This is a genomic window from Brevibacterium linens ATCC 9172, from assembly GCF_900169165.1.
Taxonomy (GTDB): Bacteria; Actinomycetota; Actinomycetes; order Actinomycetales; family Brevibacteriaceae; genus Brevibacterium; species Brevibacterium linens.
Map to the genome: position 1 here is coordinate 310,433 of NZ_FXYY01000003.1, position 14,946 is coordinate 325,378.

Below are 14,946 nucleotides of genomic sequence, written 5' to 3' on the forward strand. Positions count from 1 at the left end.
TTGACAGCTTAGAAGTTGACGCAACGTCAAGGTCAAGGCCGGATTGATCGACACGAGGAGAAAGTTCTGACCCTGTCTCGGAACGCCGACTCAGGCAGCGTCGCGAATGGCGTCGAGTGCCGTGAGCAGGTCTCGGGCGAGGTCGTCGACATGTTCGAGCCCGACCGACAGGCGGACGAGGCCGTCACCGGGTTTCGCGGTGGCCGCCACGGGCCGATGCGTGAGCGAGGCCGGGTGCTGGATGAGCGTATCGGCACCGCCGAGGGAGACCGCGTGCACGATGAGATCGCAGTGTTCGACGAAGGTCCTGGCCGCTTCGAACCCTCCGGCGAGTTCGATGGCGATCATCGCGCCGCCGCCGTGCATCTGCGAACCGACGAGCCCGCGCGGATCGGAGTCGGCGAGACCGGGGTAGTGGACCCGGGCGATCTCGGGGCGTGTCTGGAGGCGCCGGGCGAGTTCGCCTGCGGTGTCCTGGGCGGCGCGCATCCGCACTGCCAGCGTGCGCAGTCCGCGGTGCAGGAGATAGGCGCCCATCGGGTGCAGCAACCCTCCGGTGATGGCGCGGACCCGACGCAGACGCATCGTCCAGTCGCTGTTCGTCGCGATGATCCCGCCCATCGCGTCGCCATGACCGCCGAGGTACTTCGTGGCACTGTGCAGCACGAGAGCTGCCCCATGGTCGAGCGGACGCTGGAGCACTGGGGTGCAGAAGGTATTGTCGACCAGTACCGGCACGTCTCCTGCCGCTGCGACGACGGCGCCGATGTCCACGAGGTCGAGGCTCGGGTTGGCCGGAGTCTCGATGATGACGAGGCCGGTGTCCTCTCGGATCGCCGAGGCGATCTCATCTTCTTTCGCCCAGGTCACCGAGGTGCCGAGCAGTCCTGACTCGAGCAGGTGATCGCTTCCTCCGTAGAGTGGGCGAACGGCGACGATATGAGGAGTGCCAGCCTCGACCGCGGCGAGGAGCGCAGCGGTCATGGCTGCCATTCCAGTGGCGAAGGCGACGGCGGATTCGGCGTTCTCCAGTTCGGCGAGCGCGGACTCGAAGCGTGCCACACCGGGCTGCCAGAGCCGCTGGTAGACAGGAGAGTCCCCCTCTTTCAGAGCATGGCCTCCAGCGAGGCTCTCATAGGAATCTCCTCCCGTGCGGACATCGTTGACCGGGTTGGTGGTGGAGAGGTCGATTGCGGGAACGTGGACGCCTTCGTCTGCGAGACCGTCCATCCCGCCGTGGACCATTCGGGTCTCAGGGTGCATAGATGTCATAAGCGTATTCAATCCAGTTCTCCCGACGTGCGCAACGAATGTGCAATGACCTGCAGGTATTCGATGCTCTCCAGGAGAATCTGCAATGAGGTATGGGAGACTGTGACTCATGTCGCAGAATGTCTCACTCGATGGCACCGATCTTCGCCTCCTGCAGGAGCTCAATGCCGATGCACGCGCATCGGGCGCGGTTCTGGCCGCGGCCGTCGGCATCTCGGAATCGACGGTGTCCCTGCGTCTCAAACGACTGAGATCGCTCGGTGTCATCCGCGGCTTCCATATCGACGTCGATCCGACGGCGTTGGGAGTCGGCCTGCAGGCGCTCATTTCGATTCGGTTGGCCAAGCATGATCGGACCGAGATCGACGCGTTCACTGCGGCCGCGCCGAAGTTCCCGGGGGTGGTGCGGATGTACCATATGGCCGGAGCCGACGACTACCTGCTCCACATCGTCGCCACAGACACCGCGGCCGTGCAGTCCTTCGTCCTCGACTATCTCACTCGGTATCCTGCCGTGGCCCATACACGCACGAACCTCATCTATCGTGTCGAAGACGGCTCCGCTTGGATCCCCGAGGAATGATCCCAGAGGTGCCCTGAACTGCCATACTGTCCTCATGGCAGAGAACAAGACCCAGCCGACCGACGCCGATGTCGCCGCCTACCTCGATTCGGTGACTCCCGAGAAGCGCCGCGAGGACGGACTCGCCCTCGACTCGATCTTCCGTGAGGTCACCGGCGAAGAACCCGTGATGTGGGGTCCCTCGATCGTCGGCTACGGCCGCTATCACTATCGATCCCCGGTGAACCCGCGCAACCACGGCGAGTGGCCCGCGACAGGGTTCTCCCCTCGCAAAAGTCAACTCTCGCTGTACGGACTCAAGGACCTGCCCGAGGCGGCGAAGCTGCTCCCGGAACTCGGGAAGTACACAGAGGGTGCCGGCTGCGTCTATGTGCGTCGTTTGGAGAACATCGACGAGGCGGTGCTGCGCCGACTCATTGCCATCGCCGCGGCCCGTCCCGACGATCCGGAATCGGCCGACTGATCACAGGCACCGGTTGAAAGCCGATGGATGACTCCGGTTTGCTGATCACGGGTCCGTGATCAGCTGCGGGCGGTGATACTCAGCCCCTGTTTGCGCTGGTGGACAGAGAAGTACTGCAGTCCCGCCTCGGCGTCGGCGAGGAATCGGCGGCGGGACTTACGGGGCAGCCACACGAGCTGGCCGGGGGACAGGTCGATCGTTGCCGTTTCGGTCTCAAGGATGCCTGCACCGGCGAGGACGTGGATGAGGACGTCGAGTGACGGACCGGTATGTTCTCGGATCTCCCCGCCGGGGGCCAAGGCAATGACATTCTCGTCTAGGTCACGCCGCTGCGTCGGCAGCTGCCAGACGGATCCGGAGTCCTCGGCGGTATCGCTGAGTTCGGTGACGTCGAGGACGACGCGAGGGGCCGGTGTGCCGGCGCGACGGACGATGCGCACCCGAGCTTCACCCTCTGTGCTCTCCAACGGCTCCCAACCGACCGCACCGGCGAACTCGCGGACCATCTCCACACGCAGGCCTTCGGGTACGTGATCGTTGACGAGGATCAGGCCTGTGCCGACCTCGAGTTCCTCATACGCCTTGATGATGAGCGGATGCCGCTCCGGCTTCGGTATGTTCCGGACGTCGATGACGGGTTCGTCTGCCACAGCAATACCTCTCAGTCGCTTCGATGATTCTGCATCGAAACTATCACCACAGTGGGAAATCGAGATTACGCTGAGGAAGGAGGCAAGCCTCCGAGCTGTACACCACTGAGGAAGGAATTCACGATGACCGAACAGGCGTCGGCACAGAACCTGGAGAGTCTCAGCGCAGAGCTGCTGGAGAAGGCTCGCGGGGTACGCAGCGGGCGGGCCGCTAAGGGCGTGTTCACCGGAACCTATCTTCGGCAGGCCCTGCTCACACTGCGAACGGGTGCCGAGCTCGCAGAACATGATTCCCCACCGGAAGCGACGTTGCAGGTTGTGACAGGTCAGGTGCGGATGGTGACGGCCGATGAGACCTGGGAACTGAGCGCCGGAGAACTCATCGCCATTCCCCCTCAGAAGCACTCGGTGGAAGCCCTGACCGATGCGGCATTCCTGCTCACGATCCGTACGGAGATCGACAAGGGGTGATCGACTCCGGTCCCGGTATTCGACTCCGGGGCCGGTCTGCGACTCCGACCCCGCCTCGGCGGATTTCGATTCAGCGCCAGCCCCGCCTCGGCGAGATTCGGGGCGAAATATGGAAAAGGCACCCCGTGCTCACGGGATGCCTTGACGGTGGGCCCAGAGGGACTCGAACCCCCGACCCTCTCGGTGTAAACGAGATGCTCTAGCCAACTGAGCTATAGGCCCCACCTGCGTCGTCGACGACTGCGACAGCGCTTGATCAGTATGCCATACCCGAGGGTGAGCAGCGAAACGGGAGCGCCGGCGTACACGGTGATGATCAGACCTGTGACCGGGAGGATCGCAGCAGCCGCGCCGCATTTGCTGCGAAGTTCTCTGCTGCATCGGCGGGGTCGACGTCGAAGAGTCTGCGGTTCTGTTCGACGGCCACGGAACCGAGAGTGAGCGTGAGGATTCCATGAGAGAGTTCGGCTCCCAGCCGATCGGTCGTCAACGCCTGCGGAGTGACATCCGTTGGGGCGATCGAATAGCCGAGCAGCACGATCTCGGCACCGTCACGGTATTTCAGCAGCACCTCGCGAAGTGACATCGCGGCAGCGAGTGGATCGACGGTGGCGGGACAGAGAGTATCGACTTCGGCCTTGAGGCTGCGCGAGATGAGGATGAGAAGAGACTGCTTGTCCTTGACGTGCCAGTACAGCGCAGAGGGCTGAACGTCGAGTTCACGGGCGAGTCGGCGCATGGACAGATCGCCGAGACCGTAACGCGAAAGGATGGTCAGGGCAGTGGTGGTGATGCTTTCGGCGGTCAGTGCCAATGAGACATACCTTTCATTCTTCCAAAGTGGCCGGTCCCGATTTTTCAGATCGCGTTCCCATCGCTATAGTAGTTCCTGGTCACGGGATATAGCGCAGCTTGGTAGCGCGCCTCGTTCGGGACGAGGAGGTCGTGGGTTCGAATCCCGCTATCCCGACCAAGGGAAAGTGCCGCATCATCGCTCAGGCGAGGATGCGGCACTTCTGCATTCACCGCCGGCTATCGTCGCGATGGGGGTGCACTGCACGAATGCAGCGCACCCCCATCTTCACGACTCGCGGTCAGGAGGGTGATCCTGGCTTCCGGGAGCCGGCATCGGATCGATGGGCCGCCTCGGCGAAGTTCTCTGCGAGGAGATCGGGATCCGTGCCCCGCCACCGGGCGATCGCCTTCATCACCTGGTAGATGATGATCGCCGAGGCGGTGCCCAGGGCGATGCCTTCGAACTGCAGTCCGCCCGGGGTCCAGGTGAAGTTCGCGATGGCGACGATGAGTGAGACCGCAGCGGTGTTGAGGTTGATCGGATTGGAGAAATCGACCTTGTTCTCCACCCAGATGCGCACTCCCAGCATGCCGATCATTCCGTAGAGAACCGTCGCCGCTCCGCCGAGGACGCCGGGTGGGATGGTGGCGATGATCTCGCCGAACTTCGGCAGCATGCTGAGGACGAGGGCGATGATCGCTGCGCACAGGTAGGCGGCGGTGGAGTAGATGCGGGTGGCGGCCATGACTCCGATGTTCTCGGCATAGGTCGTCGTTCCCGAACCGCCGCCGGATCCGGCGAGGATGGTCGAGAACCCATCGGCGAAGAGCGTGCGACCGGTCAGTCGGTCGAGGTCGCGGCCGGTCATTGCGGCGACCGACTTCACATGACCGATGTTCTCTGCGATGAGGACGAGGACGACGGGCAGGAAGAGGCCCAGGTAGCCCAGGTCGAAGGCAGGGGCATGGAATGCGGGCAGTCCCACCCAGTCGGCTTTCGTGACGGTGGAGAAGTCGAGCTCGCCCTGCAGCCATGCCGCGCCGTAGCCGACGAGCACGCCGATGAGGATGGACAGCCGTCCGAGCATGCCGCGGAATGCCACCGTGGTCAGCAGAATTGCGATGATCGTGATCCCAGCCGTCAGGGGAGCGGCCTTGACCCAGTCCCAGGCGGCCGGTGCCAGGTTGAGGCCGATGAGCGCGACGATGGCGCCGGTGACCACGGGAGGCATCGTCACCTCGATCCACCGGACGCCGACGACATGGACGACGAGTCCGACCAACGCCAGAGTCACTCCGACGGAGATGATTCCACCCTGAGCCAGGGCCATGGCATGAGGCTCGAGGTCGTCTCCCGACGTCGCCGAGAACCCCGTGACCGCACCGATCGGGGCGAGCAGTCCGAACGACGACCCGAGGTAGGAGGGCATCCTGCCCTTCGTGATGAGCAGGAAGAGCAGAGTGCCGATGGCGGTGAAGAACAGCGTCGTCGACGGCGGGAAGCCAGTGAGCAGCGGAACGAGGAATGTCGCACCGAACATCGCCACGACGTGCTGGGCCCCGACGCCGATGGTCCGCGGCCAGCTCAGACGCTCCTCGGGCAGAACCCTCTCACCGGGAGCGATCGTCCGCCCATCACCGTGCAGACGCCAGCCGCGGCGACTGCCTGTTCCGTTGCGAGTGTCCGTCTGTGCCGTATCCGCCATTGTGCTCCTCGTTCCGATCGTGCTGCTTCTTGGCCGTTGGCCGGCCGGAGGACAGCGTTCCGTGCCGGCGAGAGAAGTCTATGCGCCCGGGCACTGACTCGCCGAGTCGACGGCCGCTGAACGCGTTTCACGACGGTGCCGCCGGAACCTGACGCAGAGACAGCGATCACGGTTCTGATAACGCATTGAGGGGTGCTCAGGGGGCGTGACCTGGACTGACAGGGAGCCACTTCAATCGCACGGAGGCGAAGGACCAAACGATGACGCCTGTGAGCACCGACCAACTTGTGAACCCAGACCAGCTCGCCGAGTCCATCCTCAACGGGGAGAGTTCACCGAAGCCGAGGCACTTGCGCTTCTGTCGACGCCGGATGAGGACGTCTTCGGCCTCGTCCACGCGGGGTCACGACTGCGCCGGGAGCACTTCGGGATGACGATCAAACTCAACTACCTCGTCAACCTCAGATCGGGAATGTGCCCGGAAAGCTGCACCTACTGCTCTCAGTCGCTGGGCTCGACGGCGGAGATCCTCAAGTACTCGAGGCTGAGCTCCGACGAGGCCATGGATCAGGCGAGCCCGGGCATCGGCGGGGGAGCCTCCCGAGTCTGCCTCGTCGCCAGCGGTCGTGGCCCCAGCCGTCGCGACGTCAACCGAGTCGGAGAGATCGTCGAACGGCTCAAGGACGAGAATCCGGACGGCGAAGTCTGCGCCTGCCTGGGCATCCTCAGAGAAGGGCAGGCCGAATCGCTCAAGGAAGCCGGAGCCGACGCCTACAACCACAACATCAACACCGCCGAGTCCTTCCACGACACCATCGACAAGACCCACACCTATGAGGACCCGGCGAACACCTTCGAGCTGGCCAAGACCGCCGGACTCTCACCCTGCAGCGGCCTCATCGTCGGACTCGGCGAAAGCGACGAGCAGATCATCGAAGCGCTCTTCGCGCCCAAGGCCCTCGGCTCCGACTCGATCCCGATCAACTTCCTCGTCCCCTTCGACGGCACCCCGCTCGAGGGGCAGTGGAACCTCACCCCGATGCAGTGCATGAAGATCGTCGCGACGGCACGATTCGTCTGCCCCGACCGAGAGATCCGTCTGGCCGGCGGCCGCGAGATCCACCTCAGGTCGCTGCAGCCGATGGCACTGCAGCTGGCCAATTCGATCTTCCTCGGCGACTACCTCACCGCCGAGGGCCAAGCCGCCGCCGACGACCTCGCGATGATCCGCGACAACGGTTTCACCATCCTCGGACAGGAGACCGGGGAAGGAGGGGATGCCCGAACGGACGAATCCGCTGGAGGATGCGGTGGGGCAGCCGGCTGCTGTTCCTATTCGCAGACCACCGCCGAGGCGGCCACCCACACCGATCCCGTCATCCGCAGGCGCGGTGCAGGCACCGCTGAAGTCGCCAACGCCTGAGGGGCCGCATGCCCTCAGGCTTGGCGCAGGCTGCGCTTGAGGATCTTCCCCGCCGAGTTCTTCGGCAGTTCGGCGACGAACTCCACCCGCTTGGGCACCTTGAATCCGGCTAAACGCGACTTGACGTGGCCGGTGACTTCCTCGGCCGACAGTGACGGCTGGCCGTCCTTGAGGACGACGAAGGCGGCGACCGCCTCGATCCACTTCTCATCGGCGATCCCGACCACAGCCACCTCGGCGACCTGGGGCAGTTCGAAGATCGCGTCCTCGACCTGGCGGCTGGCGACCAGCACGCCGCCCGTGTTGATCACGTCCTTGACCCGGTCGACGACCTCGACGAAACCCTCCTCGTCGACCTTGACGAGGTCGCCGGAATGGAACCAGCCGTTGTCGAACGCCTCGGCGGTGGCTTCCGGGCGGTTCCAATAGCCTTCGCACAGCTGCGGCGACCGGTAGAGGATCTCGCCCTCCTCGCCGGGGCCGACGTCGTGACCGCCGGCGTCGACGACACGGGTCTCGACGAACATGACCGGGCGACCGGCCGAACCCGGATGATCGTCGTGCTCTTCGGGTCGCAGCACAGTGCACAGGGGCCCGAGCTCGGACTGGCCGAAGCAGTTGTAGAAGCCCAGCTGCGGAAGCCGCCGGCGCAGGCGCTGAAGGATCGGCCCGGGCATGATCGACGCACCGTAGTAGGCCTTGTGGAGGCTGTCGAGGTTGCGGGTGTCGAGGTCGGGGCTGTTGGCCAGCGCTACCCAGACGGTGGGAGCGGCGAAGAACGAATTGATCTGGCGTTCCTCGAAGATGGCGAGCAGCTGCTCGGGCACGGGTGCAGGGACGATGATGTTGTGCGCGCCGATCGACAGCAGCGGCAGCAGGAAGACGTGCATCTGCGCAGAGTGATAGAGCGGCAGGGCATGGACGGCACGATCCTTCGCTGCGAAGTCAAGGGACATGAGGGACGACAGGTACTCGTGCAGAAGGGCACGATGGGTCATCACCGCCCCTTTCGGCGCCGAGGTGGTACCGGAGGTGTAGAGCAGCTGAGCCACGTCCGCGTCATCGACGGTGAACTCGGCACTGTCGGCAGGAGCGATCTCCTCCGCGGTGGCGACCGGAACGAGATCGGCGAAGTCGATCACCTGCGCCTCGGCCCCGGTCGGTGTTGCGGTGACAGCGGACATGAGATCGGCGTCGGCGAAGACGATCTCGGCACCGGAATTGCTGAGGATGTAGTCGAGTTCGTCGTTCTTCAGCTGATAGTTGACCGGCACATGGATGAACCCGGCACGGGCGCAGCCGAGATAGAGGAGGACGAAGAGATCGGAGTTCTTCCCATAGGCGGCGACCCGGTCGCCCTTCGTCGCACCGAGACGGACGAGTTCGCGGGCCACCGCGGTCACGGCGGCGTCGAGCTCAGCATAGGTCCAGGTCCGGTCGCCGAACTCGATGGCGGTGTCGGTGGGGACACGACCAGCGCTGCGTCGGATGAGGTCCGAGACCGTGGACGAGTTTCTGATGACGGGTGATTCGGAGGAGGTGCCTGTAGTTGTCATGGCCCCAATATATGATCTGAATCACGTTCCCGGAAAATCGTCCGCCGATCTCTTCGTCATCCTCGGGGTGTTCCCGATTGCCGGATTCCGGGCCATGATCACCGACCCCGATGTAATAGTGTGGGGGGCATGAGACATCCGAAGGTGAGTGACTGCGTTGAGGTCTTCGACTCGCTGTGGCCGCCGGCTCTGGCCGAGCCCTGGGACTCCGTAGGACTGGCTGTCGGCGACCCGGATTCCGAGGTCCGGTCGATCCTGCTGGCTCTTGATCCGATGGACGCCGTGATCGCCGAGGCTGTCGTCCTCGGTGCGGACCTCGTGTTCAACCATCACCCGCTCATGCTCAAACCCGTGAAGTCGGTCAACGCCGCAACGCTCAAGGGCGGAGCCGTCCACACTCTCATCAGCAACGACATTGCTCTGTTCAATGCGCACACGAACGCCGATTCGGCTCGTGGCGGAGTCTCAGATGTGCTCATCTCGCTTCTGGGCATCGAGGATGCGCGGCCCTTGGCCGCACACTCCGGCGCTGACGATTCGGAACGCGGCTCGCCGGCGACAGGAATCGGACGCGTCGGCGATCTCGACCGGCCCACACCGGTTCGCGACCTCGCCAGGCGACTGGCGACGCAGCTGCCGCGCACCACGACAGGTGTGCGCATCGCCGGCGACCCGGCTGCGACAGCGACCCGTGTCGCGGTCTGCGGCGGCGCCGGCGACTCGCTGTTCGCCGAGGTCCGAGCCAGCGGCGCCGACGTCTACGTGACCGCAGACCTCCGCCATCATCCGGCCACCGAGGCTCTTGACACGGCGAATCGTCGCGCGCGTGGACTCTCGCTCATCGACGTCTCCCACTGGGCGTCTGAGACAGTCTGGCTGAATGCGGCGGCCGAGGCGCTCGAGACCGAATTCGCCCGGCGGGGCTTCGCTGTCTCGCTGCAGCACTCGGCGGTCAACACCGACCCCTGGGTCGAACGGTACTGACAAGGAGACCGACGATGCTCATCACCGACAGCCAGAGAACTGCGCTGCAGACCCTCATCGAGCTCACCGCCCACGGGCGCGCCCTGCAGTTCGAACACGACAATCCGAGACGGGCTGAGGAACTCCAGGAGCTCATCTCCCGTCACAAGGAGCTCGGCGAGAAGCGGACCGAGGCCGCTGCGGTCGTCGACGGCCACCAGGAGGCCATCGCCGAAGCCACCCGTCTCATCGAGGCACAACGATCGAAGGTCGAGAAGAAGACCGCCGAGCTCAACGACGGCACCGGTCTGACCAGCAGAGACATGGTGAATCTGCAAGAGGAGATCGCTGGTCACGAAGCTCGGGTCGCCGAGCTCGAAGAATCGCAGCTGGAGGAGATGGAGAAGCTCGAAGCCGCTGAAGACGAACTCGCGGCAGTCGATGACCGGATCGCCGAGGTCACGGCCTCCGGCAAAGAGGTGCAGACCGCGGTGAAGGACAGGAAAGCCGAACTGCGGGAACTCATCGCCGAGAACGAATCCGCAGCGTCGGGCGCGAGGAGCGAAATGCCGCAGCAGCTGCTGTCGGCGTTCGATGACAATGTCCGGCAAGGCGGTCCCGGAGCCGCACTGCTGAATGGACCCAACTGTCAGGCGTGCGGTCAGGAGATCGGCGGAGCTGTCTGGCATGAGATGCTCGGCGCCGACGTCAACGAAACCTATGAATGCGAAGAGTGCGAAGCGGTGCTGCTGCGTCGCAGCTGATCCTGTCTCGACCGATCTCGTCACCCCTGAAGGACGGGATCGTCTTTGCCACGCGTCTCAGTCGCGGAGGGCGATCATGAGATTCGCCGGCTTTGATTTCGTCGATGCGGTGAATTCGACCTCATAGAGTTCCTCAGCCCGAGACACAAGGTCATCAATGGTCTCCGGCAGGGCTCGATCGTCGGAGAGCAGTCGACCGGCGAACTCGCCTCGGTAGAACTTCGCCCAGTGGGAGACGACGCGACGCTTCCCACCACTGACGGACACAGCGCCCATGGTGACGACCTGATCAGCGGGACCCGGCCACACGGTACGGTAATCGCTCGAACGGCAGTCGAGGGCCACCTCGGCGGGATCGAGGGAACAGGACTTCGCCAGAATCGGCTTCCAATAGGATGTCAGCTTTCCCAGGGTTCCCAGATCGGTCTTCATCGCCAGTCGGTAAGCGGGGATCGCGTCGAGTCCGTGCACTCGGCCGAACAGGGCAGAGAAGACGTGGACGTCGTGGAGGCGGTGCCGCAGCGTCTCGTCATCATCCGACCGCGCCACCAGTTCTCTCGCGCCCATCGCCTCGTAGAGCACTCCGGAATAGGTGAGCAGTGCGGGAGCACAGGGGATCTCGTCGAGAATCGTGTTGCGTTCGACGTCCGCGGTCAGCGACGCGCCGACGCCGAGTTTCTCGAGGGCATCTCGACGCTTCGACACCTTCTTCAGCGCAGCGAGCACGCGTTTGCGCTTCGTGGTGAGCTCCGGAGCCGAGAGACTGTCGAGGTCGAGCGTGGGGCCGGATGACGACGGGGTCTTGCCCTCGGAGGGCGGCAGCAGGATCTTCACCACCCCATCGTATGATCACGCACTGTCGCGGCTGAGGCCGGGTGCGGATGAGGTTGATCACGTTCGATGTCCGGCATCCGCTGCATGTGGGTGCCGTGTGCGTGGGGCCTTGCCGAGCGACTACACTGGGATGCTTGAGGACAGGTCACCAGACGGTCGCGGCTCTCTTCACGAGGGCTGAGGAACGTCCGGGCTCCACAGAGCAGGGATGGTGGGTAACACCCACCCGGGGCGACCCGCGGGCCAGTGCAACAGAAAGCAGACCGCCCAGTTCCGACTGGGTAAGGGTGAAACGGTGGTGTAAGAGACCACCAGGGCGGCGGGTGACCGTCGCCGCTGGGTAAACCCCATCCGGAGCAAGATCAGACAGACGACGTTCGAGGCTGCTCGCCGAGTCGTCGGGTGGATTGCTTGAGGCCGGTGGCAACATCGGTCCCAGATAGATGACCGTCAGGCGAGAAGGGCGACCGACTCGTCGACAGAACCCGGCTTATCGGTGACCTGTCCTCACCCTCATGGTCAGCTGCGGCGCCCCAATCACGACGTGCTGCGACGGATCTTCGCCTTCCCGTCTTGGACCGCGACCATCGCAGCCCCGACGATTCCGGCGTTGTTGTACAGCTTCGCCGGCTTGAGCTTCGCTCGCGTCTTGATGAGCGGCAGATACTGGTCATGGGACTTCGAGACTCCGCCGCCGACGATGATGACGTCCGGAGCAACCAGCAGTTCGATCTGCGAATAGTACTGCTGCAGCCGGGCCGCCCATTCCGGATAGGAAAGTCCCAGCCGGGTCCGGACCGATTCCGCGGCCTGCGTTTCGGCGTCGGCCCCGTTCATCTCGATATGACCGAGTTCGGTGTAGGGCACCATCCGGCCCTGAGTGAACAGCGCAGTTCCGATCCCCGTGCCCAGAGTCGTCAGCAGCACCGTCTTCTTCCGATGCTTGCGTCCGGCGCCGAAGATCATCTCGGCCAGGCCCGCGGCATCGGCGTCGTTGAGGAAGTACACGGTACGGCCCGTGCTCTGTCCGATGATCTCGGCGATGGGCGAACCGATCCAACTCTGGTCGAGGTTCGCCGTGTATTCGACGCGTCCTTCGCGGATGACGCCGGGGAATCCGCAGCCGACCGGCAGGGAATCGAGAGCGGCACGGTCGGCGACGAGTTCGAGCTCCACGGCACGCTCACTGAGCGCATGGAGCAGCGTGGTGATCGTCGCAGCCACGGCATCCGGGGTGCTCGGCTTCGGGGTGAGCTCGCGCAGCCGCTTGAACGGCAGCTTGCCGGTCACTGTGTCGACGAGGGCCGCCTTGATCCCGGTCCCGCCGATGTCGATGCCGATCGCAAAGCGGGGGGAGGCCTCTGTGCTCATCTCATCTCTCCTCGTGTGCGGGTCCCGCGGCGATCGCGGTGTCGGCGTCGGGCAGGGTCAGGATCTCGGCGCCGGACTCGGTCACCGCCAGCGTGTGCTCGAACTGGGCGGAACGCCTGCGATCCTTCGTCACCACGGTCCAGGAATCGTCCCAGACGTCCCAGTCGATGGTGCCGAGGTTGAGCATCGGCTCGATCGTGAAGATCATTCCCGGCTCCATCGTCTCGGCGTGGGCGGGAGCGGCATCATAGTGCGGGATGATGAGCCCCGAATGGAATTCGCGTCCGACCCCGTGGCCGCTGTAGTCGCGCACGACGCCGTAGTCGAAGCGCTTCGCATACTTCTCGATCACCCGTCCGATGACGTTGATCTGCCGCCCCGGTCGGACCGCTTTGATTCCGCGCATCATCGACTCGTAGGTGCGTTCGATGAGCAGGCGAGACTCCTCGTCGACGTCTCCGGCGGTGAATGTGTAGTTCGTATCCCCGTGCATGCCCTGGTAGTAGGCCGTGATGTCGACGTTGACGATGTCGCCGTCTGCGATGACGGTCGAATCGGGGATGCCGTGGCAGATCACCTCGTTGACGGAGGTGCATACGGATTTCGGGAAACCGCGATAGCCCAGAGTCGACGGGTACGCTCCGTGATCACACATGAACTCGTGCGCCACCCGGTCGATGTCATCGGTGGTGATGCCGGGGACGATCATTTCGCCGACGGCGGCCAGGGCGTTGGCCGCGATCCGACCGGCCGCCCGCACCGCCTCGACCTCCTCGGGGCTGTAGAAATTGTTTCCCCGGCCTTCGTCGGCGTCGGCGCGACCGACGTACTCCGGGCGGGGGATGTTCTTCGGCACACCGCGTTCGGGCGAGACGGTGCCGGGCGTGAGCAGGCGAGAGTGAACAGTCATGATGGTGTCGATCCTATGCTGGAAACGCGGCTTTGTCCCGCCGGCCGCCCGCCTGTCGATGAGGGTGCGAAGGGCGCGTGGAGTCTAGAATCGGAAGCAGCCGTGCCAAGGAGACGGGAGGCAGATTGAGCGACGACACGACATCGGCGGGCCACGAGTTCGCAGGCCTGGGCGAAGTGGTGAGCCTGACGAGCGCACCGCAGCAGATCGCCGACCACATCCTCTCCGGCATCGCCGTGGGAGCGCTGCCGGAAGGCACACTGCTGCCGGGAGAGCGGGCTCTGGCCGCGGATCTGCAGGTCTCCCGCTCGAGCGTGCGCGCGGCCCTGCTGCGGTTGGAGCGTCTCGGTGTCGTCGAACGCCGCCGCGGCCGCGGGGGAGGGACGTTCGTCAAGACCGCCCGCCCCGAGGCGCTGGCCCCCATGGCCGGCAGGATCGACGAATTCCACGCCGAACGTCGCAACCTCCTCGATGCCCGCGCCGTCTTCCAGAATTCCCTGGCCGCGACCGCTGCGCGCAGACGCACCGAGGATGAGCTGAGCGAGCTCCGAGAGTTGGCCGAAGTCTATTCCCGACGCGCCGAGGCGGCCGCCGCCCGCACGGCGGACGCGCAGTTCCACTTCGCCATCGCCCGGGCCGGGCACAACCCGGAACTCGTGCGCATGGCCATCGACCTCGATACGAAGATCAACGCCGGTTTCCGTCACGACCCGTTCTCCGCCGAGCTCTTCGACCACGCCGTGGACGATCACGGCGCAATCGTCGAGGCGATCGCCGCGGGAGACGCAGCAGAGGCCGGACGACTGTGCGAGGAGCACTTCAGATACACGACCATCGTCCCCCGCCCCTGACCCACTTACTACCTGACGGCGGCTCAGCAACCTCGCGCGAGGTTGCTGAGCTGTGCTGTCTCACTACCTTGCTTACAACCTGTCTCAACACATTGCTGACACCATGTCTCATGACGTTGCTGACACCATGAAGCACACTTCGGGTCATGCCCGAACCTCTTTCACTGGCCACCCGCCGCGCGATCATCGACTTCGACCCCAACGCATCAGACTCTCCACCGATCACCGAGTTCTGCCGCCACCACGGCATCACTCGAACCACGTTCTACGCGATCCGCAAACGCTACAAAACCGAAGGACTCCTGGCACTCCACCCCCACTCATCGGCACCGAA

The 14,946-nt window shown here is 64.5% G+C and carries 16 protein-coding genes, 2 tRNA genes and 1 other RNA gene; 10 read left to right on the forward strand and 9 right to left on the reverse strand.

Annotated features, from left to right (window positions below; genetic code table 11):
- Positions 1-90: 90 nt before the first annotated feature.
- Positions 91-1,272: a trans-sulfuration enzyme family protein gene (locus BLIN9172_RS04595; RefSeq protein ID WP_101554021.1), complete on the reverse strand. Its 1,182-nt coding sequence runs from the start codon at positions 1,270-1,272 to the stop codon at positions 91-93.
- A 109-nt stretch (positions 1,273-1,381) separates the two neighbouring features.
- On the opposite strand from BLIN9172_RS04595, the gene BLIN9172_RS04600 reads away from it, so the two are divergent.
- Both BLIN9172_RS04600 and BLIN9172_RS04605 read left to right on the forward strand, forming a co-directional pair.
- Positions 1,382-1,855 (forward strand): Lrp/AsnC family transcriptional regulator, encoded by a 474-nt coding sequence (locus tag BLIN9172_RS04600; RefSeq protein ID WP_101554022.1) that lies wholly within the window; start codon positions 1,382-1,384, stop codon positions 1,853-1,855.
- 34 nt (positions 1,856-1,889) lie between these two features.
- The gene (locus BLIN9172_RS04605; RefSeq protein WP_101554023.1) at positions 1,890-2,318 is read left to right on the forward strand and encodes a DUF1801 domain-containing protein; all 429 of its coding nucleotides are present in this window, start codon (positions 1,890-1,892) and stop codon (positions 2,316-2,318) included.
- Positions 2,319-2,377: 59 nt separating this feature from the next.
- Here BLIN9172_RS04605 and BLIN9172_RS04610 read toward each other — a convergent pair whose 3' ends face one another.
- A complete protein-coding gene (locus BLIN9172_RS04610) occupies positions 2,378-2,968 on the reverse strand; it encodes a DUF2249 domain-containing protein (RefSeq protein ID WP_240812195.1) in 591 nt (196 codons plus the stop codon).
- 123 nt (positions 2,969-3,091) lie between these two features.
- Between BLIN9172_RS04610 and BLIN9172_RS04615 the strand changes: the two genes are divergently transcribed.
- Positions 3,092-3,439 (forward strand): cupin domain-containing protein, encoded by a 348-nt coding sequence (locus tag BLIN9172_RS04615; protein WP_101554055.1) that lies wholly within the window; start codon positions 3,092-3,094, stop codon positions 3,437-3,439.
- Between the two features lie 148 nt (positions 3,440-3,587).
- Here BLIN9172_RS04615 and BLIN9172_RS04620 read toward each other — a convergent pair.
- Together BLIN9172_RS04620 and BLIN9172_RS04625 are read right to left on the reverse strand one after the other, a co-directional pair.
- Positions 3,588-3,661 (reverse strand) — tRNA-Val (locus tag BLIN9172_RS04620).
- A gap of 94 nt (positions 3,662-3,755) precedes the next feature.
- Positions 3,756-4,253, reverse strand: coding sequence for a TetR family transcriptional regulator (locus tag BLIN9172_RS04625; RefSeq protein ID WP_101554024.1), 498 nt, complete (start codon positions 4,251-4,253; stop codon positions 3,756-3,758).
- Positions 4,254-4,335: 82 nt separating this feature from the next.
- Here BLIN9172_RS04625 and BLIN9172_RS04630 point away from each other — a divergent pair.
- Positions 4,336-4,412: transfer RNA gene (locus tag BLIN9172_RS04630), tRNA-Pro, on the forward strand.
- 121 nt (positions 4,413-4,533) lie between these two features.
- Here BLIN9172_RS04630 and BLIN9172_RS04635 read toward each other — a convergent pair.
- Positions 4,534-5,940, reverse strand: a complete 1,407-nt coding sequence (locus tag BLIN9172_RS04635; protein WP_101554025.1) for a uracil-xanthine permease family protein — start codon at positions 5,938-5,940, stop codon at positions 4,534-4,536.
- 205 nt (positions 5,941-6,145) lie between these two features.
- Between BLIN9172_RS04635 and bioB the strand changes: the two genes are divergently transcribed.
- The gene (gene bioB, locus BLIN9172_RS04640) at positions 6,146-7,363 is read left to right on the forward strand and encodes a biotin synthase BioB (RefSeq protein ID WP_101554026.1); all 1,218 of its coding nucleotides are present in this window, start codon (positions 6,146-6,148) and stop codon (positions 7,361-7,363) included.
- Positions 7,364-7,377: 14 nt separating this feature from the next.
- Here the strand turns inward: bioB and BLIN9172_RS04645 are convergent, their stop codons facing one another.
- The gene (locus tag BLIN9172_RS04645; RefSeq protein ID WP_101554027.1) at positions 7,378-8,919 is read right to left on the reverse strand and encodes a fatty acyl-CoA synthetase; all 1,542 of its coding nucleotides are present in this window, start codon (positions 8,917-8,919) and stop codon (positions 7,378-7,380) included.
- A 129-nt stretch (positions 8,920-9,048) separates the two neighbouring features.
- On the opposite strand from BLIN9172_RS04645, the gene BLIN9172_RS04650 reads away from it, so the two are divergent.
- Positions 9,049-9,903 carry a Nif3-like dinuclear metal center hexameric protein gene (locus tag BLIN9172_RS04650; protein ID WP_101554028.1) on the forward strand — a complete coding sequence of 285 codons (855 nt, stop codon included), beginning with the start codon at positions 9,049-9,051 and terminating at the stop codon, positions 9,901-9,903.
- A gap of 14 nt (positions 9,904-9,917) precedes the next feature.
- Positions 9,918-10,646, forward strand: coding sequence for a zinc ribbon domain-containing protein (locus tag BLIN9172_RS04655; protein ID WP_025780320.1), 729 nt, complete (start codon positions 9,918-9,920; stop codon positions 10,644-10,646).
- A gap of 57 nt (positions 10,647-10,703) precedes the next feature.
- Here BLIN9172_RS04655 and BLIN9172_RS04660 read toward each other — a convergent pair whose 3' ends face one another.
- On the reverse strand, positions 10,704-11,480 hold the full coding sequence (locus BLIN9172_RS04660) for a YaaA family protein (RefSeq protein WP_101554029.1): 777 nt from the start codon (positions 11,478-11,480) through the stop codon (positions 10,704-10,706).
- Positions 11,481-11,620: 140 nt separating this feature from the next.
- Between BLIN9172_RS04660 and rnpB the strand changes: the two genes are divergently transcribed.
- Positions 11,621-11,989, forward strand: an RNA gene (rnpB, locus tag BLIN9172_RS04665) — RNase P RNA component class A.
- A 28-nt stretch (positions 11,990-12,017) separates the two neighbouring features.
- Here rnpB and ppgK read toward each other — a convergent pair.
- Together ppgK and map are read right to left on the reverse strand one after the other, a co-directional pair.
- Positions 12,018-12,851, reverse strand: a complete 834-nt coding sequence (ppgK, locus tag BLIN9172_RS04670) for a polyphosphate--glucose phosphotransferase (RefSeq protein ID WP_101554030.1) — start codon at positions 12,849-12,851, stop codon at positions 12,018-12,020.
- Between the two features lies 1 nt (position 12,852).
- The gene (gene map / locus BLIN9172_RS04675; protein ID WP_101554031.1) at positions 12,853-13,761 is read right to left on the reverse strand and encodes a type I methionyl aminopeptidase; all 909 of its coding nucleotides are present in this window, start codon (positions 13,759-13,761) and stop codon (positions 12,853-12,855) included.
- A gap of 125 nt (positions 13,762-13,886) precedes the next feature.
- Here map and BLIN9172_RS04680 point away from each other — a divergent pair, with 125 nt between their 5' ends.
- Together BLIN9172_RS04680 and BLIN9172_RS04685 are read left to right on the forward strand one after the other, a co-directional pair.
- Positions 13,887-14,612 (forward strand): FadR/GntR family transcriptional regulator, encoded by a 726-nt coding sequence (locus BLIN9172_RS04680; protein ID WP_101554032.1) that lies wholly within the window; start codon positions 13,887-13,889, stop codon positions 14,610-14,612.
- 146 nt (positions 14,613-14,758) lie between these two features.
- Positions 14,759-14,946, forward strand: a 188-nt coding sequence (locus BLIN9172_RS04685; RefSeq protein ID WP_145997920.1) for a helix-turn-helix domain-containing protein, incomplete at its 3' end; no start/stop codon positions are given.